General features: G+C 64.5%; 23 protein-coding genes and 1 pseudogene. 15 read left to right on the forward strand and 9 right to left on the reverse strand.

Annotated features, from left to right (window positions below; translation table 11 throughout):
• The first annotated feature begins 3 nt into the window (after positions 1-3).
• The 3 genes from AB4099_RS02575 to AB4099_RS02585 all read left to right on the forward strand — a co-directional run bounded on the left by AB4099_RS02575 (position 4) and on the right by AB4099_RS02585 (position 2,996).
• Positions 4-1,311 carry a TRAP transporter large permease gene (locus AB4099_RS02575; RefSeq protein ID WP_441476928.1) on the forward strand — a complete coding sequence of 436 codons (1,308 nt, stop codon included), beginning with the start codon at positions 4-6 and terminating at the stop codon, positions 1,309-1,311.
• A 35-nt stretch (positions 1,312-1,346) separates the two neighbouring features.
• The gene (locus AB4099_RS02580) at positions 1,347-2,342 is read left to right on the forward strand and encodes a TRAP transporter substrate-binding protein (protein WP_441476929.1); all 996 of its coding nucleotides are present in this window, start codon (positions 1,347-1,349) and stop codon (positions 2,340-2,342) included.
• A gap of 96 nt (positions 2,343-2,438) precedes the next feature.
• Positions 2,439-2,996, forward strand: coding sequence for a winged helix DNA-binding protein (locus AB4099_RS02585; protein ID WP_113512222.1), 558 nt, complete (start codon positions 2,439-2,441; stop codon positions 2,994-2,996).
• A gap of 68 nt (positions 2,997-3,064) precedes the next feature.
• Here the strand turns inward: AB4099_RS02585 and AB4099_RS02590 are convergent, their stop codons facing one another.
• On the reverse strand, positions 3,065-3,685 hold the full coding sequence (locus AB4099_RS02590; RefSeq protein ID WP_441476930.1) for an NAD(P)H-dependent oxidoreductase: 621 nt from the start codon (positions 3,683-3,685) through the stop codon (positions 3,065-3,067).
• Between the two features lie 80 nt (positions 3,686-3,765).
• On the opposite strand from AB4099_RS02590, the gene AB4099_RS02595 reads away from it, so the two are divergent.
• Positions 3,766-4,416, forward strand: a complete 651-nt coding sequence (locus AB4099_RS02595; protein ID WP_441476931.1) for a TetR/AcrR family transcriptional regulator — start codon at positions 3,766-3,768, stop codon at positions 4,414-4,416.
• A gap of 289 nt (positions 4,417-4,705) precedes the next feature.
• On the opposite strand, the gene AB4099_RS02600 is transcribed toward AB4099_RS02595, so the two are convergent.
• On the reverse strand, positions 4,706-5,248 hold the full coding sequence (locus tag AB4099_RS02600) for an SRPBCC family protein (RefSeq protein ID WP_441476932.1): 543 nt from the start codon (positions 5,246-5,248) through the stop codon (positions 4,706-4,708).
• Entirely contained in the window at positions 5,241-5,573 is a 333-nt protein-coding gene (locus AB4099_RS02605) for an ArsR/SmtB family transcription factor (RefSeq protein ID WP_441476933.1), read from the reverse strand. The genes AB4099_RS02600 and AB4099_RS02605 overlap by 8 nt, the downstream gene beginning before the upstream one ends.
• 147 nt (positions 5,574-5,720) lie before the next feature.
• On the opposite strand from AB4099_RS02605, the gene AB4099_RS02610 reads away from it, so the two are divergent.
• The 6 genes and pseudogenes from AB4099_RS02610 to AB4099_RS02635 all read left to right on the forward strand — a co-directional run bounded on the left by AB4099_RS02610 (position 5,721) and on the right by AB4099_RS02635 (position 10,723).
• Positions 5,721-6,608, forward strand: a complete 888-nt coding sequence (locus tag AB4099_RS02610; protein WP_113512230.1) for a DMT family transporter — start codon at positions 5,721-5,723, stop codon at positions 6,606-6,608.
• 169 nt (positions 6,609-6,777) lie between these two features.
• Positions 6,778-7,908, forward strand: a complete 1,131-nt coding sequence (locus AB4099_RS02615; RefSeq protein WP_441476934.1) for an iron-containing alcohol dehydrogenase — start codon at positions 6,778-6,780, stop codon at positions 7,906-7,908.
• 146 nt (positions 7,909-8,054) lie between these two features.
• Positions 8,055-8,528: a hypothetical protein gene (locus AB4099_RS02620; RefSeq protein WP_441476935.1), complete on the forward strand. Its 474-nt coding sequence runs from the start codon at positions 8,055-8,057 to the stop codon at positions 8,526-8,528.
• Positions 8,529-8,585: 57 nt separating this feature from the next.
• Positions 8,586-9,208 (forward strand): annotated as a pseudogene (locus tag AB4099_RS02625) (ribonuclease T2 family protein).
• A gap of 31 nt (positions 9,209-9,239) precedes the next feature.
• A complete protein-coding gene (locus AB4099_RS02630) occupies positions 9,240-10,091 on the forward strand; it encodes a 23S rRNA (adenine(2030)-N(6))-methyltransferase RlmJ (RefSeq protein ID WP_441476936.1) in 852 nt (283 codons plus the stop codon).
• Positions 10,092-10,120: 29 nt separating this feature from the next.
• Positions 10,121-10,723: a glutathione S-transferase gene (locus AB4099_RS02635; protein ID WP_441476937.1), complete on the forward strand. Its 603-nt coding sequence runs from the start codon at positions 10,121-10,123 to the stop codon at positions 10,721-10,723.
• 185 nt (positions 10,724-10,908) lie between these two features.
• Here AB4099_RS02635 and AB4099_RS02640 read toward each other — a convergent pair whose 3' ends face one another.
• Complete coding sequence (locus tag AB4099_RS02640; RefSeq protein WP_441476938.1) at positions 10,909-11,604, reverse strand: outer membrane protein; 696 nt, start codon at positions 11,602-11,604, stop codon at positions 10,909-10,911.
• Positions 11,605-11,979: 375 nt separating this feature from the next.
• On the opposite strand from AB4099_RS02640, the gene AB4099_RS02645 reads away from it, so the two are divergent.
• On the forward strand, positions 11,980-12,768 hold the full coding sequence (locus tag AB4099_RS02645; RefSeq protein ID WP_441476939.1) for a glycosyltransferase family 2 protein: 789 nt from the start codon (positions 11,980-11,982) through the stop codon (positions 12,766-12,768).
• Positions 12,761-13,507, forward strand: coding sequence for an SDR family oxidoreductase (locus AB4099_RS02650; protein WP_441476940.1), 747 nt, complete (start codon positions 12,761-12,763; stop codon positions 13,505-13,507). Before AB4099_RS02645 ends, AB4099_RS02650 begins: the two co-directional genes overlap by 8 nt.
• 109 nt (positions 13,508-13,616) lie before the next feature.
• Here AB4099_RS02650 and AB4099_RS02655 read toward each other — a convergent pair whose 3' ends face one another.
• The 5 genes from AB4099_RS02655 to AB4099_RS02675 all read right to left on the reverse strand — a co-directional run bounded on the left by AB4099_RS02655 (position 13,617) and on the right by AB4099_RS02675 (position 17,924).
• On the reverse strand, positions 13,617-13,904 hold the full coding sequence (locus AB4099_RS02655) for a hypothetical protein (protein WP_441476941.1): 288 nt from the start codon (positions 13,902-13,904) through the stop codon (positions 13,617-13,619).
• Positions 13,905-13,994: 90 nt separating this feature from the next.
• Positions 13,995-14,768, reverse strand: a complete 774-nt coding sequence (pgeF, locus tag AB4099_RS02660) for a peptidoglycan editing factor PgeF (protein ID WP_441476942.1) — start codon at positions 14,766-14,768, stop codon at positions 13,995-13,997.
• Positions 14,769-14,788: 20 nt separating this feature from the next.
• Positions 14,789-15,883: a class I SAM-dependent methyltransferase gene (locus AB4099_RS02665; protein WP_441476943.1), complete on the reverse strand. Its 1,095-nt coding sequence runs from the start codon at positions 15,881-15,883 to the stop codon at positions 14,789-14,791.
• Positions 15,880-16,719 (reverse strand): prolipoprotein diacylglyceryl transferase, encoded by an 840-nt coding sequence (lgt, locus tag AB4099_RS02670; protein ID WP_441476944.1) that lies wholly within the window; start codon positions 16,717-16,719, stop codon positions 15,880-15,882. The genes AB4099_RS02665 and lgt overlap by 4 nt, the downstream gene beginning before the upstream one ends.
• 188 nt (positions 16,720-16,907) lie before the next feature.
• Positions 16,908-17,924: an NADP-dependent oxidoreductase gene (locus AB4099_RS02675; RefSeq protein ID WP_113512267.1), complete on the reverse strand. Its 1,017-nt coding sequence runs from the start codon at positions 17,922-17,924 to the stop codon at positions 16,908-16,910.
• A 154-nt stretch (positions 17,925-18,078) separates the two neighbouring features.
• Here AB4099_RS02675 and uvrC point away from each other — a divergent pair, with 154 nt between their 5' ends.
• The 3 genes from uvrC to moaD all read left to right on the forward strand — a co-directional run bounded on the left by uvrC (position 18,079) and on the right by moaD (position 21,056).
• Positions 18,079-20,100 carry an excinuclease ABC subunit UvrC gene (uvrC, locus tag AB4099_RS02680; protein ID WP_113512272.1) on the forward strand — a complete coding sequence of 674 codons (2,022 nt, stop codon included), beginning with the start codon at positions 18,079-18,081 and terminating at the stop codon, positions 20,098-20,100.
• Between the two features lie 66 nt (positions 20,101-20,166).
• Positions 20,167-20,778 carry a CDP-diacylglycerol--glycerol-3-phosphate 3-phosphatidyltransferase gene (gene pgsA, locus AB4099_RS02685; protein WP_043232683.1) on the forward strand — a complete coding sequence of 204 codons (612 nt, stop codon included), beginning with the start codon at positions 20,167-20,169 and terminating at the stop codon, positions 20,776-20,778.
• A 26-nt stretch (positions 20,779-20,804) separates the two neighbouring features.
• Positions 20,805-21,056 (forward strand): molybdopterin converting factor subunit 1, encoded by a 252-nt coding sequence (gene moaD / locus AB4099_RS02690; protein WP_113512320.1) that lies wholly within the window; start codon positions 20,805-20,807, stop codon positions 21,054-21,056.
• Positions 21,057-21,061: the final 5 nt, after the last annotated feature.

Below are 21,061 nucleotides of genomic sequence, written 5' to 3' on the forward strand. Positions count from 1 at the left end.
GCCATGGCGATGATCGAGATTTCCGCGCTACTGCTCGTCCTGCTGGCCGTCTTCCTCGCCGGCGGCGTATGGATCGCCATCTCACTGATGGCCTGCGGTTGGGTCGCGATGCAATTCGTCGGCGGCGGCATCCCCGCCGGCTCGGTGCTCGCCACGACGATCTGGGGCAACAGCGCCTCCTGGACGCTCGCCGCCTTGCCGCTCTTCATCTGGATGGGCGAAATCCTCTACCGCACGAAACTCTCGGAAGAGATGTTCCGCGGCCTCGCACCTTGGCTCAACTGGCTTCCCGGCCGGCTGATGCATGTCAACGTACTGGCCTGCGGCATCTTCGGCTCGGTCTCGGGCTCCTCGGCGGCGACCTGCGCCACTGTCGCCAAGATCGCCCTGCCGGAGCTGAAGAAGCGCGGCTATGACGAGACGGTCAGCCTCGGCTCGCTCGCCGGCGCCGGCACGCTGGGTATCCTGATCCCGCCTTCGATCACCATGGTGGTCTATGCCGTCGCGGCCAATGTCTCGATCATCCAGGTCTTCCTCGCCGGCTTCCTGCCGGGCCTGCTCGTGATGGCGCTCTACTCCGGCTACATCATCGTCTGGCACATGCTGAACCCGGACAAGGCGCCGCCGCCGGAGCCGAGCATGCCGCTGCGCGAGAAGCTGCGGGAATCGGCCAATCTCATCCCCTGCATGCTGCTGATCGCGCTCGTCTTCGTCTCGCTGCTGATGGGCTGGGCGACGGCGACCGAATGTGCGGCCTGGGGCGTTCTCGGCTCCTTCGGCGTCGCCTGGTGGTCGGGATCTCTGACCCGTGAAGCCTTCTGGGCCAGCGTGATGGGCACCACCCGCATCACCTGCATGATCATGCTGATCCTGGCCGGCGCCTCCTTCATGTCGACCTCGATGGCCTATACCGGCATTCCGGCCGCCTTGGCGGAATGGGTCGACAGCCTGCATCTCTCGCCCTACGCGCTGATCGCGGCATTGACGGTGATGTACATCGTGCTCGGCGCGGCGCTCGACGGCATCTCGATGATCGTCCTGACCACGGCCATCGTCATTCCGATGATCAAGCAGGCTGGTTTCGACCTGGTCTGGTTCGGCATCTTCCTCGTGCTCATCGTCGAGATGGCCGAGGTCTCGCCTCCGGTCGGCTTCAACCTCTTCGTGCTCCAGACCATGTCGGGCAAGGATTCCAATACGGTGGCGCTCGCCGCCCTACCCTTCTTTTTTCTACTGGTCGCAGCGGTCGCGATCATTACGATCTTCCCGCAAATCGTGATGATCCTGCCGCAACTGGCCTTTCCGGGATGATGCAGCGTCAACAACAAGGGAACGGAGACACCATCATGAATCGCAGCGACTTCATTAAGGGCTTTCTTGCAGCCGGCGTCGCGGCCGGCGCTCTGGCGCTCGGCGCGACAGCGGTCTCGGCACAGACCAAATGGAACCTTCCGAACGCCTACCCGACGGACAACCCGCACACCGAAAACCTCGTCGCCTTTGCCAAGGATGTCGAGGCGGCGACCGGCGGCAAGCTGACGATCACGGTTCATGCCAATGCCGCTCTGTTTAAGGCACCCGAGATCAAGCGCGCCGTCCAGACCGGCCAGGCCCAGATGGGCGAAGTGCTGATGTCGATCCACGAAAACGAGGATCCGATCTTCGGCGTCGACGTCGTGCCGTTTCTGGCGACCAGCTTCCCGGAGTCGAAAAAGCTCTATGCGGCTTCGAAGCCGGCGATCGAGAAGAAGCTCGCGAGCCAGGGCATCAAGCTGCTCTTCATGGTGCCGTGGGCACCGCAGGGCGTCTACGCCAAGAAGGACCTGAACTCGACCGACGACATGAAGGGGCTGAAATGGCGCTCCTACAATGTCGGTACGGCGCGGCTTGGCGAAATGCTCGGCATGCAGTCGGTGACGATCCAGGCCGCGGAACTGCCCCAGGCACTCGCCACCGGCGTGGTCAACTCCTTCATGTCGTCAGGCGGTACGGGTTTCGACTCCAAGGTCTGGGAATCGCTGACGCATTTCTATGATGTGCAGGCCTGGATCCCGAAGGATGCGACCTTCGTCAACAAGGCGGCCTTCGACGCCTTGGACAAGTCGACGCAAGACGCGCTGCTCAAGGCGTCTGCCGCTGCCGAGGAACGTGGCTGGAAGGCCTGGGAGGCCAAGACCGGCTGGTACCTCGAGCAGCTCAAATCCAAGGGCATGAAGGTGCAGGCGCCGAGCACGGAACTCGCCGCGGGCTTCAAGAAGGCCGGCGAAACCCTGACCGCCGACTGGCTGAAAAAGGCCGGCGCCGATGGCCAGGCCGTGATCGACGCCTACAAGAAGATGTAAGCCTGACTGGTACGATCCCTCACGAACGGCCGCTTCGCGCGGCCGTTCGCACGTCCGGCGCCGCCATGGCTGCCTTGCATGAGAATGCCACAGACGATGTCCACATCAGCTCCCTTGCCTCCGAAACCACCGGCTGAGCTGGCTGATACGCTGCTCGGCCCGATCGTCTCCTCGGGCCACCTGGCCTCAGGCGCGATGCCGGCGCTCTCCGAGTTCGAGTTCGCCCTCAGCATGACGGTACATGCCTTCCAGCGCTGGATGCTCCGCGCCATGACCTCGGCCGGCATTCCGGATCTCACGCCGGTGGACGTGCTCGTGCTGCACAACGTCAACCACCGCGGCAAGCCAAAACGCCTCGCCGATATCTGCCTCGTCCTCAATATCGAGGATACCTATGTGGTGAACTACGCGCTCAAGAAGCTCGAACGGCTGAAGCTGATCAAGAGCGGGCGCAAGGGCAAGGAAAAGACCGTGGCGATCACTCCGGCGGGGGAGGATGCCTGCCGACGCTACGCCCAGATCCGCGAGCAGCTCCTGGTCAAGTCGGTGCTGGCGCTCGGCATGGATCCCGCACGCCTCTCGGAAATCGCGGCGACCATGCGCTCGCTCTCAGGCCAGTACGACCAGGCCGCACGGGCCGCCGCGAGCTTGTAGTCACGCGCCGAACCCCATTCGCTGGATTTCGCCTCGGGAAAGCGACTGTTGCACGACGGAAATCGTCGTCAGGCGGCGGCCTGCGCCGCGGAAGGCCGGAACGCCTTGAAGAGATCGCGGCCGATGGCGCGCGCCGTCTCCAGAGGCGCAGCCGGATCATCCCTCCCGGAACCGAGCAGGAGCTCAGACGTCACGACAGGGGCGCCGCAATAGTCGAAGATTCCGTGGTCGATCTGCGTTTTCATTGCACCGAAATAGCCGTGTCGCGCATAGGTTCGCAGGCTGGCGCCGCCGATGGCGACAAGATGGACCGGGAGATGGCCGAGCTTCTTGACCATCGGTGTATCCGGGCCTTCGTCATAGGCCCAACCATTGGCGAAGACGCGATCGATCCAGCCCTTGAGAAGCCCTGGCATCGACCACCAATAGACGGGATAGACCAGGACAAGGGCATCGGCGCGATCGATCCGCACCTGCTCGGCGGCAATGTCGGCCGGCGTTGACACCTCGCGACGATGAACGGCGAGATCGGCCTCGGTGAAGCGTGGATCGAACCCTTCGGCCGCGAGATCCGCGATTTCGAAGGAATTGCCTGGCCCGGACAGGGAAGCCCCTTCTCCGACATGGGCCGCAACGGCATGGCTGAGCGACGTGCGATCAGGATGGGCGACGACAATGAGCGCGTGCATTTCAAGAAACACCGGTTGATCGATTGCGGCGGAAACTCAAGTGATATATACTTTTAGTAAGTTACTTTTGGTATATAAATATGTCAAGTGCCAGACCGACTGATCACCCACCAGCTCTGCCGCCGCGTCGCCGCCTGGCGCGGGAAGACCGCCATCGCCAGCTTCTGGATGTCGCGTGGCGGCTGGTCCGGGAAGAGGGAACGGAGGCATTGACGCTCGGGCGGCTGGCCGAGCGGTCCGGCGTGACAAAACCGGTCGTCTACGACCATTTCGGCACACGCAGCGGGCTGCTGGCAGCGCTTTACCAGGAGTTCGACGCGCGCCAGACGGCACTCATGGATGCCGCGCTCGACGCGAGCGAGCCGACCCTGGCAGGCAGGGCAGCGGTCATCGCGTCATCCTATGTCGACTGCGTACTCCTCCAGGGCCGTGAGATCCCTGGCGTGATCGCGGCACTTGCCGGCGCGCCCGAGCTCGCAAAGCTCAAGCGCGATTACGAAGCGATCTTCATGGGGAAGTGCAGAGCCGCGCTCGCGCCCTTCGCCGGCTCCGGTACGATTGCTCCAGCGGGCCTCTGGGCGCTGCTCGGTTCAGCCGAGGCCCTGTCCTCTGCCGCCGCGGCGGGAGACATCACGGCCCAGCAGGCTCAGGACGAACTCTTCGATACGATCGTCGCGATGGTTGCGAGAAACGTGCGCAGCGGTTCTCCGCAGGTCGGCAAGGGCATCTGAGCTTCCGAACCCTGCGGCGACTGTCCTCACGGCCCGCTCACCCGGCCTCAGAAACCGCTTCGGACGTGGACTGGCCGCCAAGGCGCTTGGCGGCAACATGCCAGCGGGCGCCGCGCTCGCCCGAGATAGCGGCAACCGGCAGCCCATCGATCCGACGGCATGGTCGAGTTCACAACTTGCGGACGGCATATCCCGCCGAGCGGATCGGGCGCCACCCGCGTTCCTGACGCGGGCTGCGCCATCTCGGGAGCGGCCCGTGCCCGGCACCAGGACGGCATGAGGCCCCGCCCTACTCCGGCAGGCTCGCAAAGAGTGCGGCGTACTCACCCTCGAGCGTCGCCTGCCGGGACCAGAAGCCACGCGGCTTCTGCCCTGCAAGCTGGTCCTCGAGCAGGCCGAGATGCATATGCCAGCCGCCGGAGACATTCGTCATCGCAGCCTTGTCGGCGAGCTTGCGATGGGTCAGCACGAGCAGCACTTTGCCATCCCTCGGACTGAGCTCGAAGGTGACCTCCGAGCGGGGATTGCCGTCCCCCTCCCAGGTGAAGGCAAGCGCATGTGGCGGCTCGCAGCGGGTGATCGTCCCGGTCGCGAGAAATCCCTCGTCATTCACCTCGCGATAGCGCTCCGGCGGCGGTTCGTCGGTGATCTCCGAATGCTTGAACAGAAGCTTCGTCTCGCCGCCGACGCGCAGGTCGAAATCACCAGAAGCTAGCCAGGTGCCGCGCTTGCCGGACTCCGTCAGATAGGCCCAGACTCGTTCGACCGGCCCCGGCAGGAGCCGCTCGAACCGCACCGCGCCACTTTCAAGAACAGTGCCGTAATCACTCATCCGTCTCTCCCTCATGACTATCGGCTTGCGCCAGTTCCTGCCCCAGTATGTCGAGTCGCGAGCCCCAGAAGCCGCGGACCTTCTTCACCCAGAGATCGAATGCATCGAGCCCCTCGGGATCGAGCCGGTAGATGCGACGTTGGCCGCTGATTTCGACCCTGACGAGGCCAGTCTCCTTCAACACCTTCAGATGCTGGGAGATCGCCGGCGCGCTGATACTGAATCGCGCGGTGATCTCACCGGCCGCCAGGGCACCTTCACCGAGCATCTCGATGATGCGGCGGCGCGTCGGGTCGGCGAGAGCGATGAAGCGGTCCATGGCCATGAATTTAATTCATTGCTTAATTAAGTCAACGACTAAATTAAAATCCCCTGCCCTGCGCGCACAACCCCTGCGCGTGGCGCCACTTGCCTCGCAGAGCGCGAAAGGCGACAGGAAGCGCCCACACGATAGGTATCCCTGCAGACCACCATGCCCACCCAAAACGCCACCTTGACCGGCATCACCATGATGCTGCTCGGCATCCTGCTGTTCTCCGTAAATGACGTGCTGGGGAAATGGCTGGTCGCAACCTACACGGTCGGCCAGGTGGTGCTGCTGCGCAGCATCGCCGCGCTAATCGTGATCGCCCCGTTCGTGGTGAAGCAGGGCATTGGTCGCACATTGCGCCCGGAGCGCCCCTGGCTGCAGATACTGCGCGTGACGCTCGGCTCCTGCGAAGTCGCGCTATTCTATTGGGCGGTATCCTACCTGCCTTTGGCCGACACCATGACACTCTGGCTCGCCGCTCCAGTCTGGGCGGTGATCCTGGCTGCACTGCTCCTCGGAGAGCGTGTCGATGCCGGGCGCTGGCTCGCGGTCGTCGTCGGCTTCGTCGGCGTCGCCGTCGCGCTGAACCCGTCCGGCCAGAGCCTGACCCTTCCGGCCATCATCGCGCTCGTCGGCAGCGTCTCCTTCGCGGCCATGATGATCATGGGCCGCCAATTGCGCGGCACGCCGGATGTGACGCTCGTCGCCTGGCAAACGCTGGGCGCCTTTGTCATGGGGCTGATCCTGCTGCCCTTCGGCTGGACGACGCCGAGCCTCGCCCATATCGGCCTGCTCGGCCTGCTGGGCATCGTCGCCATGGCCGCGCATCTCTGCGTCACACGCTCGCTCAAGCTGGCGGAGGCCTCCGTGGTCGTTCCTTACCAGTATACGTTGATCGTCTGGGCCCTGATCTTCGGTTGGTTCATCTTTCACGACTGGCCATCGCTCTCGATGCTGATCGGCTCAGGCCTCATCGTCGTTGCCGGCCTCGCCCTGCTCGTGCTTGAGCGGCGGGCGGGAAAGACCACCGAAATGCTCGACCCGCCCTGAGGCGCGTCGAGCCCCCGCTAACGAGCAGATCCCCGACATTCTCATGCATTCACCGCGCCCTCCGCGCTCGGGCGCGGCAGTCGACGCCTGTCCGTGGCCATGCCACACCAAAGGCTCATCTCAATCAGGCCGAGCCGCTAGACGAGACGAGGCCCCCGCGAGGACGCCCATGGCCCTGATCACCTATCTTACCACGACCCGGTTCGGCTTCGGCGAGGTCGCCGGCATCGATGCCGATCTCACCGCGCTCGGCCTGCACAGGCCGCTGATCATTGCGGACAAGGGCGTCGTCGCTGTCGGTCTGGTCGGCACGGTTCAGACGCATTCCCCGGCCTTGCAGGCCGCCCCGATCTTCGATGCCACGCCGAGCAACCCGACAGAGGAGGCCGTGCTCGCGGCACTGGCGCTCTATCGCGAGAACGCATGCGACGGGCTTGTCGCCATTGGCGGCGGCTCGCCAATCGATCTGGCCAAGGGCGTGGCGCTGCTCGCAGGTCATGATGGACCACTCGAAACCTATGCGGCGATCCTCGGCGGCATGCCGAAAGTGACCGCAGCGGTCGCGCCGGTGATCGCGATCCCGACCACCTCGGGCACCGGCAGCGAAGTCGGGCGCGCCGCGCTGATCACCCTGACGGATGGACGCAAGCTCGGCTTCATCTCGCCACACCTGATTCCAAGGCTCGCGATCTGCGACCCAGAACTCACGCTCGCCCTGCCTGCCTGGCTTACCGCCGCAACCGGTATGGATGCGATCACCCATTGCATCGAGACCTATCTCAGCCCGCGCGAAAACCCGCCCGCCGAGGCGATCGCACTCGACGGGCTGAAGCGCGCAGTCGCACATATCGAGCGGGCCGTGACCGATGGCTCCGATCGCGAAGCCCGCAAGGAAATGATGATGGCGGCCCTTCAGGGCGGCCTGACCTTCCAGAAGGGCCTCGGCGCGGTGCATGCGCTCTCCCATCCGCTTGGTGGCCTCAAGGACATTTCGCTTCACCACGGCACGCTGAACGCCGTATTGCTGCCGGCAGTGCTGCGCTTCAATGAGCCGGAATGCGGCCTGAAATACGTGGAGATTCGCCGCGCGCTCGATCTCGCTCCCGACACCGACCTCGCCAACTGGATCGCCGACCTGGGCCAGCGCCTCGGCATGCCGGCCTCGCTCACGCAAATGGGCGTCCCGCGCAGCGTCGTCCCCACCATAGCCGAAGCTGCGGTCAAGGATCACTCCACGGCGAGCAACCCGCGCGCGGCGGCTGCCGCCGATTATGTCGCAATTCTGGAGGCCTCCTTCTGAGCAGCAACGCGCTCTACGCAGCCGGATCGAAAATGACACAGTCGTGGTCCGGTTGCCCTTCACTGGCGCCAATCACCTTGACCCTCCCCCGTCCGAACGTCATCGTGCGGCATCAGATTCACCTAGCCTGCACGAGGCTTGCCCCTATGCGCCGCGCCCTGCTGAAAACCACCCTCGTCGCAGCGACTTGTCTTGCTGCGACCATCAGCGTCGAGGCTACGAGCCGTCGTTATGTCGACCCGGCAGATCGGGCGGAGGCACGGATCATTCCGATGTACGGCAACCTGCCAGCCTGTGAGGACCCCGCCGTCCTCAGCGAGATCACAAGCTGGTTCAACTCGCGTGAGGCCAAATTCTGGGGGCCGCTGCAGGCGGTCGCCTATGATCGCATCCGGCCCATCGGCTTCCGGCCTTGGGGCGACGATTTCATCCCGCGCCGCTTCTGCACGGGGCGGATCGCGTTGAATGACGGCTCGCTGCACCGCATCGACTACTCCGTGCGCGAGAACCTGGGCCTCTTCGGCTACACCTGGAACGTCAACTGGTGCGTCAATGGCCTCGATCGGGGCCTTTCCTACGCGCCCAATTGCCAGATGGCCCGGCCCGGCCCCGAACGGTAACATCGGGCGGTGAGACTCGCGCGCGCCTGGCTGTCGATGCTGGCGCTGCTTGGCCTTATGGCCCCGGGCGCGCAAGCGCAGGGGCAATATGGCCGCGGCGGCGTTCCCGGGGATTTCGATTTCTACGTGCTCGCCCTGTCATGGTCGCCGGGCTTCTGCGAACTGGACGGCGGTCGCGGACGGGCTCGCGAGCAATGCGAGAGCGGCGCCAATCTCGGCTTCGTCGTGCACGGCCTCTGGCCGCAGAATGAGCGCGGCTACCCCACCGATTGCGGACCGGCCGGCCGCACGCCTTCTCGCATCGCCCTCGACCAGGCGGACGGGCTGTTCCCGTCCGAGGGGCTTGCCCGCTACGAATGCGCAAGCACGGCACCTGTTCGGGCTCGAGCCCGAACGACTATTTTTCGGATGTCCGGCGCGCCCGCCAGAAGGTCGCGATTCCTCCGCCGCTGCAGAAGGCGGATCGCGATCAGAACTGGAGCGCGATCGACCTCGAGCGCGCGTTCGCCGCGGCGAATCCAGGCCTGCGCAGCGACATGATGTCGATCTCCTGCAAACGCGGCGTGCTGCAGGAAGTCCGGATCTGCTTCAGCAAGGACCTGCGCAATTTCCGCACCTGCCAGGAGGTCGACCGCTCCGGCTGCCGCACGCGCGACATCACCGTGAAGGCTCAACGCTGACAGAGCGCTGCGAGGCGGCTAAGACCGCTTCATGAATTACCATCACAGCTTCCACGCCGGAAATTTCGCCGACATCCTCAAGCATGTCGTGCTGATGCGCATCCTGACCCATCTCGGTGCCAAGGATACGCCCTATCGCGTCATCGACACCCATGCCGGTGCCGGCCGGTACGATCTCGGCTCAGAGGAAGCGCTGCGCACGCACGAATGGAAGGACGGCGTGGCCCGACTCGACCAGTCGCCGCTCGCCTCCAGCGTGGAGGCGTTGCTGGCACCGTGGCGCGAAGCTGTCGCGACCGCCCGGGAACGCCATGGCACCGGCAGCTATCCCGGTTCGCCCTGGCTCTGCCGACACGCCATGCGGGCGGAGGATCGGCTTATCGCCGCCGAACTGCATCCAACCACTTACAAGAAGCTCGCCACGACGCTCGGTCGCGATTCGCGTTGCAAGGCGCTGGCGATCGACGGCTGGACGGCACTGCGCGCCAATGTCCCCCCGAAAGAACGACGCGGGCTCGTGCTGATCGACCCGCCCTTCGAGGAGAAGGACGAGTTCGCGACGATGGCTGCCGAGTTCATCGCCGCGCACCGCAAATGGCCGACCGGCATCTACGCGCTCTGGTATCCGGTCAAGGAGCGCCGGGCCGCCGACGGCCTCGTGAATGCGATCGAGGATGCCGGCATCGGTCGCCTGCTCAGGCTCGAGATCGATGTCGATCGCCCCGAAGCCGCGGGAGGCCTCGGGGCCACCGGTCTGCTTGTGGTTAATCCGCCCTGGAAGCTGGCGGAGGAAGCTCTCCTCCTGTTGCCGGCATTGTGCGAACGCCTCGCGCAAGGCCCGCGGCCGCGCTACCGTTGCGAGCCGATCCGCCCGGACGGCTGAGATCTCCAGAACTGACCGGAATATGACCGATGCTGACCTTGCGCACGTCCCCCGCCTCTCCCTTCGGCCGCAAGGTCAAAATCGCGGCCTATGAACTCGGTCTCCTGGATCGCATCGAGATCGTTTCCGCGGATACGACCGATCCCAAGGACACGTTGCGCGCCCAGAACCCGCTCGGCAAGATTCCAGCGCTGGTGCTCGAGGACGGATCGACACTCTTCGATTCCCGCGTCATTGCCGAGTATCTCGATCATCTCGCCGGTGGCAGCCTGATCCCGCCAGGTGAAGCGCGCTTTGCGCAGTTGCGCCTGCAGGCGCTGGCAGACGGCATCTGCGATGCAGCGCTGCTTCAGGTCTATGAAGGCCGGTTCAGGACGCCAGAGATGCGCAATGCCGCCTGGGTCGAGAATCAGGCCGGCAAGGTCGCACGGGCGCTCGCCACGCTTGAGGCAGCGCCGCCAGCTTGGTCCGGCAAACCCCGAATCGGTGAAATCGCACTCGCCTGCGCGCTGGGCTATCTCGATCTGCGCTTCGACGGAACGTGGCGGGCAGCTCACCCCAAGCTGGTCGCCTGGCTCGACGATTTCGCGGCGAAGGTGCCCTCCTTCGAAACCACCCGCTTCAAGGGCTGACCGACTCCGAGCTAAAGCATCGGCCCGAAAAGTGGATTGCGGTTTTCGGGAAAGCCGATGCAAAGACAAAGGGTTAGATCATCGGACTGGATACGATATCCGGCCCGATGATCTTGTCTCGCACAACAAAAAAACCCGGTGGCCGAAGCCACCGGGTTCGCTCTGAGCCCCGTGAGGGGATCGGACTAGAACTTGTAGTTCAGGCCAGCGCGGACGACCGAGAACTTGGTCTCGACCTTCGAGGTGAAGGTGCCGCCGGGAACGTTGAACGACTCCTTGTCGAGGTCGACGTAGAGATACTCGAGCTTCGCAGTCAGGTTGTTGGTGAAAGCGTACTCGAGACCACCACCGACGGTCCAGCCGTACTGGGTGTTGTCGTTGCTGGTGGCGAACACGCCGTTGGAGATCTTGTTCTTCACGTTGCCGTAAGCGAAACCGCCGGTCAGGTACGGGAGGAACCGGTCGAAGGAGTAACCGACGCGACCACGAACGGTGCCGAACCAGTTGATCTCGCTCGAGGCGCGGAGGTTGTTAGCCAGGTTGACGGCCGTCGACTTCAGGTCAGCGCCCTGGAAATCGGCTTCAGCGCCGAGGACCCACTGGCCGATCTGGTAGTTGTAGCCGATCTGGGCACCACCGGTGAAGCCATCGGGATCGCTGAAGTTGCCGAGGTTGTTGGTGAAGGCGCCCGTGGTCGAGTCGATCTGACCCCAAGCATAACCAGCGTTCACGCCGACGTAGAAGCCGGTCCAGGTGAACACCGGCGGCAGATAGATCGGGGCGGCAACCGGGCCCTTGCGGGACGGCAGGTCGGCAGCAGAGGCGGCGCCGGCAACGACGAGGCCGAGGGCCGCGACGCTCGTAAGCAGGTACTTCTTCATTTTAGACTCCTTTAGTCGTCGCTGGTGCCGGCGTGGCCCGGCGGTGATGTCGATGACGCCTTTATAGCCCGCGCCGGCGTCGATGTCTGTTGCGGCTAAAGCACAGGTACATTGCAGACCGCGGCAAAAATGCGGCACGAATGGGGATGACTAAGACCAATTGTTCAACACGCGTTAATTATTATTAAGCCACTGTGAATGGTAAACCGAATACTAACAGCGCATTGACCATATAGTGGAAGCAAGCAGGGAACGCGCGACATATCCTAAGGTTCCAGACAAAATGCGGCCACAATCTGTCACGGTCCTTCGCTTGCTCGTTCCGGGCTCGCGTGCTTAAGCCTTGCAGCACACTCCACGGAATGGACCAGGTCGGTGCCGCCGCTTTCTATATTCATTATTGCTCGGGATGAAGCCGACAGAATCGGGCGTACCATCGCCGCCGTGCGAGAGCTGAGCGATGACATCGTCGTGATCGATTCAGGCTCGACCGATGGCACGCAGACGATCGCCGAGCAATGCGGCGCCCGCGTGATCTTCAATGCGTGGCCGGGTTACGGTCAGCAAAAGCGATTCGGAGAAGACCAGTGCCGCTATAACTGGCTCCTCAACCTGGATGCCGACGAAGTCGTACCCAGGGAGATGGCCGTCGAGATCGCAGCCCTGTTTGCTCATGGCGATCCGCCTGCCGATGCCTACAGGACGCGCATCGCCGAGATATTCCCAGGAGAGCGCGCGCCGCATCGTTTCACCTATGCCTTGTCGCCGGTTCGGCTCTACCGAAAGGACAAGGGACGCTATTCGCCTTCGCCGGTTCACGACCGTGTCGATCTCTCTCCGGATGCCCGCATCGGCAGGCTGAAGGGCACGGTTCATCATTACTCCGTGCGTTCACTCGGCGAGCAGATGGCGAAATTGAACAACTACAGCGACGCACAGGCCGACGATCTCGACAAGCGCGGCGAAAGCCTTTCGGCCTTCCGGCTGGTCGCCGAGTTTCCGGCCAATTTCGTCAAGGCCTATATTGGCCGGCGTCACGCCCTGCGCGGCGTCTATGGCTTCATGACCGCGATGAACTACGCCTTTTACCGCTACTTGCGCGCCGCCAAACATTGGGAACGGCGCCTCAAGCGTCACTCCGACAAAGATGCACGCAATGGCTGAGGTTGCGCTCGTCACCGGTGGAGCACGCCGGATCGGGCGCGCCATCGTCGAGCACCTGGCGCAGGCGGGCTACGCGGTGGCGATCCACTACCGCACCTCGCAAGCCGAAGCCGAAGCGCTCGCGGCAGACGTGCGGGGTCGGGGCGGCAGGGCCATCACCGTCGCTGCCGACCTGGCCGATCCCGCTGCCGTCGACACCATCATTCCGGCCGCCGAAGCAGCGCTTGGGCCGGTCACACTGCTGGTCAACAGCGCCTCCAGTTTTCTGGTCGATGACATCCGCACGATCGACGTGCCGACTTGGAACCGGCAATTCTCGACCAATCTGCGTGCCCCCTCGGTGCTCTCCGGCGCGATGGCCAACCATCTTCCCGCGGATCGGGAAGGCTGCATCGTCAATATCGTCGACCAGCGTGTCTGGAAGCCGACCCCGCAATATTACTCCTATACCTTGACCAAATCGGCTCTTCTCACGGCGACGACCACCATGGCGCAGGCACTCGCGCCGCGGATTCGCGTGAACGCCGTCGGGCCAGGGCCGACCTTTCCGAATCCGCAGGACGGCGAGGCCTTGCTCGCGCGCGAGGCCGCGGGATCGCTATTGCAAAGAAAGGTCGATGCTGCGGATATCGCAGGGGCCGTGCTCTATCTCGCCCGAGCTCGGTCGGTCACGGGACAAATGATCGCCGTCGACAACGGCCAGCACCTGGCTTGGCGTACCCCTGATATCGTGACCTGACGGACCACCCGACGTCATCTGCGAGACGATGAGCCGCAAGGCGGCCTGGCTCGTCAAACCGGCAAGATGTCGACGCCGCGCGAGCTGCGCGACGTCGGGACTGTGACGCTCAGGCTGTGGCCTTGTTCTTGATCGCGCCGATGATGGCGGTCAGAACCGCGCCACCGGCGCCGCCGGCGATCAGGTTCGACAGGATACCGCCGACACTGAGATTGCCGCCCGCCGCCGCCGCCGTGATGGCTGGCAACAGGATGGGCACCAACTGGCCAAGAACGCCGCCGCCGACCAGACCGGCGATGGTGTTTCCGAGCGTTCCGAGATCGAAGCTGGACGAGGCTTTACCCGCAGCATTGCCACCCAGCGCGCCTGCGACGAGGTTGATCAGAAGCTGTTCCATGAGACCCCCAAAGCCATGATGCATGGCTTTGGGAGGATGACTGCGCCCGTTTGTCGAAGCAACTTGAGATTGAACTGGCCGGAAGCCGACCTATTTCGGTCGCGTCAACGTGATCGCCGAGATCAGCCGGCCGTAATCCGGTTCCTGCCGATGTGTCGTGCGGCGATAGCTGAAGAAGCGCTGCTCGTCGCCATAGGTGCAGAGGCCGAGATCGATGAAGCGGCCGATGCCGGCCTCCTGTGCCTTGAAAGCGATGAAGGCAGGCAGATCGAACATGGCGCGCGCAGGATGCTCCGAGGCGTGGAAGAAGCGCGCATAGGTCGCATTCTCCGACTTGAAGCGCTCGATGAATTCCGGCCCGACCTCATAAGCCTTGGCGCTGATCGTTGGCCCAAGCACCGCCAGGATGCGTTCGCGACGCGCGCCCAACTTCTCCATCGCAGTCACGGTCGCGCCGACAATCCCCGTGAATGCCCCCTTCCAGCCGGAATGCGCGGCGCCGATCACGCCCGCCTCGCTATCGGCGAAGAGGATGGGTCCACAATCAGCGGTAGAGACACCGAGCGCCACGCCGTGCGCCGTGGTCACCATGGCATCGGCCTTGGGCTTATCCCCAAGCCAGGGACCGGTGACGATAGCAGCATCGGCGGAATGGACCTGGTTCACGCTGACGAGATGCGTCGCCTCGACCTTGAGGTGAGCCGCCATGCGCGCCCGGTTCTCGGTGACATGCGCCTTGTCGTCATCCGAGCCGAGGCCGCCATTGAGCGAGGCGTAGATGCCCGAGGATACTCCGCCCTCGCGGGTGAAGAAGGCATGCGCAACGCCGTGCTCGGCGGAAAGGTCGGGCGAAGTGATGAACATGGCGGGTTCCGGCTCAGGCGTCAGCCCTGCTCTGGCATCTGATGAAGGTCAAATCCGGGCAGCGGCGGCAATCTTGAATCCGATAGTGCCAGAACCTTGAACAATTCACCCATCTCGGTCGCGCCAATGGCGGTAAGCCGTGCGAAGGCGGCCTGGATCGCCTCTGCCTGCTCCGGCCGTGCTCTGCGCGAGAGCGCCTGCGCACGTTCCGCCAGCCCCAACGCCAGCAGAAACTCGCGCTGCGTTGCCGGTCCATGCGTCGCAGCCTTGGCCCGCCGCGCAGCCTGCGCCATCCGTTCAAAATCGACGTGAACCGTGAGATCGGCCTCACCGATATGGGCCAGCGGATGAACCATCCGATGCCGATGGACCGCCTGAAGCGTATCTCCGAAGCCTGAACGCGCGGAGCCGTAGTCGACGAACAGTGCAGCGCCGCCTTGCTCGGCGAGATGGCAGCTCACAGTCGCCATGACATCAAGCGCTGCCGTCGGCTGTTCGAAGATGCTTCCCTCCGGAGCGGAGATGCCAAGTGCGGGCTCCGTCGCCTGCGCGAGGCCGAATGCCAGCTCGCCTGCGGCATCGGTTCCGACCAGACGCTCGCGCCAGCCGTCTCCGGCCCGCACGAATTGATCGAGCGGCAGCGCATCGAGGAACTCGTTGGCGAGGAGGATCGTCGGCCCGTCCAGCGCAGTCCCGATGCTGTCGTGCCAGACCGGTTCGGTCGCCGAGGCCAAGGTTCGAGCCTGAGCCTGCCGCAGCACGGGGCTCATCTCGACGAGATGCACGGAGAGAGCCTCGCGAAAGCCCGGAACGATCCGCGCGGCCCGCAGCACATCGGCTATCAACGTGCCACGGCCCGGTCCAAGCTCGACGAGGCGCAGGCTCGCAGGCTCGCCCATCATCTGCCAGACCGCACCGGCCCACAGCCCGATCAGTTCCCCGAACATCTGGCTGATCTCGGGCGCCGTCGTGAAGTCCCCCTCAGCACCGAAAGGGTCGCGAGTCATGTAGTAGCCGTGACGGGGATGGCCGAGGCACAGCGCAATATAGCGCGAGACGCTGAGCGGGCCCTCGTCCTGGATCAGGCGGATGAGCTCCGCCCTGAGCGCATTCACGCGCCCGGCCGCCTGGCGCGCAGCGCCAGATAGAGCCCGGCGAGGAAGAGCGGCACGGACAGCAGCATACCCATGGTGATGCCTCCGCTCAGCGCATCGACGCTTCCACCGAACAGGAAGCCGAGCTGCGGATCGGGCTCGCGGAAGAACTCGCAGACGATGCGCGCGACCGCATAGCCCATGCCGAAGACACCCGCGACGAGGCCGGGTCGCTTGAAGCCGCCGGCCCGGACGACGAGCGCGAGCAGGATGAAGAGCAGGATCCCTTCGCCCAGCGCCTCATAGAGCTGGCTCGGATGGCGCGGCAGCGGCCCGGCATTGGGAAAGACCATGGCGAAGGGCAATTCCGGTGCCGGCCGGCCCCAGAGCTCGGCATTGATGAAATTGGCGATGCGCCCGAGGAAGAGCCCGATCGGAACGACGGCGGCGGCAAGATCGAAGACGCTCAGCGCCGGATGCCCGCGCCGGCGCGCAAACAGGAACAGCGCCGTCGCCGCCCCCAGCAACCCGCCATGGAACGACATGCCGCCCTGCCAGATCGCGATGATGTCCTGTGGCCGGGCGAGATAGCGCTCAAGGTCGTAGAACAGCACGAAGCCGATGCGCCCGCCGAGCACCACGCCGAGCGCGACCCAGAGCAGCATGTCGTCGAGCTCTTCCGCCGCGGGATGCTTCGAGCTTCCCCAGAGCGCAGGAGACGAGACCAGCCGGCGTGCATACCACCAGCCGCCGATCAGCCCCACGACATAGGCGAGGCCATACCACTTGACCGAAAGCGGTCCGAGCTGCAGCGCGACCGGGTCGATCACCGGGAAGGGAATGGCGAATACGGGCATGGGCAAGGGTCCGGTGGCGGAGGTCACAGTCTCGCTCAGGCGGTTGCGCACCGCCCATCACGCGTCCTCTCGGGCGACCCAAGGGACGCTCGGGAGGACTGCGCGAAGGAAAACCTGCCGCGACATGGCCGGCTGGAGGCGAAGTGGTCAAGCAAAAAGGGCGCCGGTATGCACCCCGCCTGCCCTGCTCAGACCTTGATGATGAGCTTGCCGAAATTCTTCCCGTCGAGCAGGCCGATGAACGCCTCAGGCGCCTGGGCGAGGCCCTCCACGATGTCCTCCTTGTATTTCAGGGCGCCTCCGGCGATCCACTCGGACGCCTCCCGTTCGAAGGCCGGGCGCTGCGCGACGAACTCACGCTGGATGAAACCACGGATCGTCAGGCTCTTGGTCAGGACCTGGCGCATGACGATGGGCAGCCGGTCCGGGCCCTCGAAATCACCCGTGCTGTTATACTGCGCAATCAGTCCGCAGACCGGAATCCGGGCAAAGCCATTCAGCAGCGGAAACACCGCGTCCCAGACCTTGCCGCCGACATTCTCGAAATAGACGTCAATGCCATTCGGACAGGCCACCGCCAGTTGGTCGGCGAAATCAGGAGCGCTGTGATCGACGACGGCATCGAACCCGAAGGTCTCGCGGATAAAGGCGCATTTCGTCTCGCCACCCGCGATCCCGACGGCGCGAGCGCCCTTGATCCGCGCGATCTGCCCCACGGCCGATCCCACAGGCCCGCTGGCGGCTGCCACGACCACGGTCTCCCCCGCCTTGGGCTGGCCGATCGTCAACAGGCCGGCATAAGCGGTGAAGCCTGGCATCCCGAGCACGCCCAGCGCTGTCGTGATCGGCGCGGCGGCCGGATCGATCTTGCGCAGATGGGCCCCGTCGGCCACCGCGTAGGACTGCCAGCCGGAATGCGAAAGCACGATATCGCCTGGCCTGAAGTCGGGGTGGCGGCTCTCCAGAACCTCCGCAACGGTGCCGCCTTCCATCACCTGACCGATCGCCACCGGAGCGGCATAGGATTTCTCATCGCTCATGCGTCCCCGCATATAGGGGTCGAGCGAGAGATAGAGGATGCGCAGAACCACCTGGCCATCGGAAGCCTCCGGAACCGCAGCGTGCTCGAGCCTGAAATCGCTGGGGCGCGGCCGGCCGACTGGGCGACCGGCCAGAACGATCCTGAGATTATCCTGTTGGGGCATGGGGTTTAGTCCTCCCTCGAGTGCGTCGTTTGGATTGGTCAGTTCATATGGGAGCAACGTTGCTCGGCGAGCACCACCTCACCCGTGCATTTTGCCACAGGGCGGCGCACGCTCCTGACATGACGAAACGCCTCGGGCATCTTACATCGGGCTCATGAATCGCCAGCGCACCGACGACCTGCCGGAAGACGAGATCGAGGACGAGGAGGATGGCCTCCCGCTCCCAGATGCAACCATCGATGCCGGCGAGACAACGCCCTCCGAACTGAAGCACGGCATCGAGGTCATCGCCGGCTTCGCCAGGCACCTGCCGAACAAGCCCGGCGTCTACCGCATGTTCGACCGGGCCGGCGAGGTGCTCTATGTCGGCAAGGCCAAGAGCCTGAAGAATCGCGTCACGGCCTATGCGCGCGGGCTTGCCCATACCAACGCTGTCGCCCGGATGATCTCCGAGACAGCGAACATGGAATTCGTCACGACGGGGACGGAAACCGAGGCGCTGCTGCTCGAATCCAACCTGATCAAGCAGCTCAGGCCGCGCTATAACGTCCTGCTTCGCGACGACAAGTCCTTTCCCTATATCCTGCTGACGGGCGACCACCCTGCCCCGCAGATCGCCAAGCATCGCGGCTCGCGCCAGCGCAAGGGCGATTATTTTGGGCCGTTCGCATCGGCCCAGGCGGTGAAGCGCACGATCGACGCATTGCAGAAGGCGTTCCTGCTGCGCTCCTGCTCCGACAGCTATTACGAGAACCGCACGCGGCCCTGCCTGCTCTTCCAGATCAAGCGCTGTGCCGCACCTTGCACGGGCGAAATCTCGCATGCCGATTATCAGGCACTGGCTGATCAGGCGCGCGATTTCCTGTCAGGCCGTTCCTCGACCGTGAAGCGGACGCTGTCGGAGCGCATGCAGGCGGCGGCGGAGGCTCTCGAATTCGAGCAGGCGGCGCGCTACCGCGACCGACTGGCGGCGCTCTCTGCGGTCCAGGCCGGTCAGGATATCAACACCCAGGGGGTCGAGGAGGCGGATGTCTTCGCCATCGATGAGCAGGCCGGGCATTTCTGCGTCGAGATCTTCTTCTTCCGCAACCACCAGAACTGGGGCAATCGCGCCCTCTTCCCCCGTGCCGACAAGAGCCTCACGCCGGCCGAGGTGCTGGCCTCCGTCGTCACCCAGTTTTACGATGACAAGCCGCCGCCACGCCTCGTCCTGCTCTCGCATGAGGTCGAGGAGATCGACCTGATCGGCGAAGCGCTCTCGGCCCGCGCCGGCCGCAAGGTCGAGATCGCGGCGCCCAAGCGTGGCGAGAAATTCGATCTCGTCGCCCACGCCCGGAAGAATGCGCATGAGGCACTCTCCCGCAAGCTCGCCGACAATGCCGGGCAGCAGAGCCTGCTCGTCGCGCTAGGCGAAGCCTTCGGGCTGCCCAAGCCGCCGCGCCGCGTCGAAGTCTACGACAACTCCCACATCATGGGGACGAATGCGGTCGGCGGCATGATCGTCGCCGGCCCGGATGGTTTCATGAAGAGCCATTACCGCACCTTCAACATCTCCTCCGACACTATTGCCGGCGACGATTTCGGCATGATGCGAGAGGTGCTGAAGCGGCGGTTCTCGCGATTGGCGAAGGAGAGCATAGCAGCGGAGGGCGGCGACACCGTCGATCTCGCAGCGGCCGAATCTCCCGCTCCGCCCCCCGAGGCTCAGGACGAAACCGCTTTTCCCTCGCGCCCCGATCTCGTCATCGTCGATGGCGGAAAGGGCCAGTTCGAGGCCGCGCGCCTGATCATGGCCGAATGCGGTGTCACCGATATTCCGCTCGTGGCCATCGCCAAGGGCGCCGACCGCAACGCCATGCGCGAGACGTTCTTCATGGCCGGCAAGGAGCCGTTCAAACTGCCGCCGCGCGATCCGGGCCTCTATTTCATCCAGCGCCTGCGCGACGAGGCGCATCGCTTCGCCATCGGCACGCATCGCGCCAGGCGCAAGCGCGACATCACCAAGAACCCGCTCGACGAGATTGCGGGCATCGGCCCCTCGCGAAAACGGGCGCTCCTGCTGCATTTCGGCACAGTCAAGGCGATCCAGCGCGCCAAGCTCGACGACCTGATGCGCACGCCCGGCGTCAATGCCGCCACCGCCAAGGCGGTGCACGATTTCTTTCACGATGCGTAGGGCTCGTACACGCCTCGCGGGATTGCGTGTTGACGCTGTCACAAGCGCGCTGCTTTGGTGTTCCCCGTGACGATTCTTCCAGATGCCATCAGGCGGCGGGGCCCTTGGTCCCTGCCAAATTTGCTGACCTACGGCCGGATCGCAGCGATTCCGGCGCTGGTGGCGCTGCTGTTCTGGCCGCGCGACGACTGGATGCGCTGGATCGCCCTGGCGATCTATGTCGCGGCGGCCGTAACGGACTATCTCGATGGCTGGATCGCCCGGGCCTGGAGCCAGCATTCGGCGATCGGCCGGATGCTCGATCCCATCGCCGACAAGCTTCTGGTCTGCGCCCTGCTGCTGATGCTGGTCGCGGACGGCACGATTTATGGCTGGTCGCTCTGGGCGGCCATCGTCATCCTTTGCCGCGAGATCCTGGTATCGGGCCTGCGCGAGTTCCTGGCCGAGCTGCAGGTCAGCGTTCCCGTCAGCAAGGTGGCGAAATGGAAAACCACGGCGCAACTCCTGGCGCTCGGCTTCCTCGTTGCCGGCCCCGCCGGCGACAAGGTTCTGCCCTATAATACGCAGATCGGCATCGTCATGCTGTGGCTGGCGGCAATTCTGACCATCTATACCGGTTGGGACTACCTTAACTCCGGAATCCGCCATCTGGTGGACGAGGACGAACGCGCATCATGATCGACAGCCAGGCCGAGACCCGAACCCTGAAGCTCGTCTATTTCGCCTGGGTCCGCGAACGCATCGGCGTTGCGGAAGAGACGGTGGAGGTGCCCCACGAGGCACGGACCGTGGCTGACTTGGTGGATTGGCTGAGAGGGCGCGACGAAGGCTACGAGATGGCCTTCGAGAATGCCGCGATCGTGCGCGCCGCCATCGACCATGTCCATGTCAAGCCGGAAGCCTCCCTCGCAGGCGCCCGGGAGATCGCCTTCTTCCCGCCGATGACGGGCGGCTGAGGCAA

It is taken from the genome of Allobosea sp. 2KB_26, from assembly GCF_052115715.1.
Classification (GTDB): Bacteria; Pseudomonadota; Alphaproteobacteria; order Rhizobiales; family Beijerinckiaceae; genus Allobosea.

Coding starts and splice junctions, on each gene's coding strand:
- AB4099_RS02675 (WP_113512267.1), bottom strand. CDS start 17,924: ATGCCCCAACAGGATAATCTCAGGATCGTTCTGGCCGGTCGCCCAGTC.
- AB4099_RS02585 (WP_113512222.1), top strand. CDS start 2,439: ATGTCCACATCAGCTCCCTTGCCTCCGAAACCACCGGCTGAGCTGGCT.
- AB4099_RS02655 (WP_441476941.1), bottom strand. CDS start 13,904: ATGGAACAGCTTCTGATCAACCTCGTCGCAGGCGCGCTGGGTGGCAAT.
- AB4099_RS02575 (WP_441476928.1), top strand. CDS start 4: ATGGCGATGATCGAGATTTCCGCGCTACTGCTCGTCCTGCTGGCCGTC.
- AB4099_RS02595 (WP_441476931.1), top strand. CDS start 3,766: ATGTCAAGTGCCAGACCGACTGATCACCCACCAGCTCTGCCGCCGCGT.
- AB4099_RS02620 (WP_441476935.1), top strand. CDS start 8,055: ATGCGCCGCGCCCTGCTGAAAACCACCCTCGTCGCAGCGACTTGTCTT.
- AB4099_RS02650 (WP_441476940.1), top strand. CDS start 12,761: ATGGCTGAGGTTGCGCTCGTCACCGGTGGAGCACGCCGGATCGGGCGC.
- AB4099_RS02640 (WP_441476938.1), bottom strand. CDS start 11,604: ATGAAGAAGTACCTGCTTACGAGCGTCGCGGCCCTCGGCCTCGTCGTT.
- AB4099_RS02580 (WP_441476929.1), top strand. CDS start 1,347: ATGAATCGCAGCGACTTCATTAAGGGCTTTCTTGCAGCCGGCGTCGCG.
- uvrC (WP_113512272.1), top strand. CDS start 18,079: ATGAATCGCCAGCGCACCGACGACCTGCCGGAAGACGAGATCGAGGAC.
- lgt (WP_441476944.1), bottom strand. CDS start 16,719: ATGCCCGTATTCGCCATTCCCTTCCCGGTGATCGACCCGGTCGCGCTG.
- AB4099_RS02605 (WP_441476933.1), bottom strand. CDS start 5,573: ATGGCCATGGACCGCTTCATCGCTCTCGCCGACCCGACGCGCCGCCGC.
- AB4099_RS02630 (WP_441476936.1), top strand. CDS start 9,240: ATGAATTACCATCACAGCTTCCACGCCGGAAATTTCGCCGACATCCTC.
- AB4099_RS02590 (WP_441476930.1), bottom strand. CDS start 3,685: ATGCACGCGCTCATTGTCGTCGCCCATCCTGATCGCACGTCGCTCAGC.
- AB4099_RS02600 (WP_441476932.1), bottom strand. CDS start 5,248: ATGAGTGATTACGGCACTGTTCTTGAAAGTGGCGCGGTGCGGTTCGAG.
- AB4099_RS02635 (WP_441476937.1), top strand. CDS start 10,121: ATGCTGACCTTGCGCACGTCCCCCGCCTCTCCCTTCGGCCGCAAGGTC.
- pgeF (WP_441476942.1), bottom strand. CDS start 14,768: ATGTTCATCACTTCGCCCGACCTTTCCGCCGAGCACGGCGTTGCGCAT.
- AB4099_RS02615 (WP_441476934.1), top strand. CDS start 6,778: ATGGCCCTGATCACCTATCTTACCACGACCCGGTTCGGCTTCGGCGAG.
- AB4099_RS02610 (WP_113512230.1), top strand. CDS start 5,721: ATGCCCACCCAAAACGCCACCTTGACCGGCATCACCATGATGCTGCTC.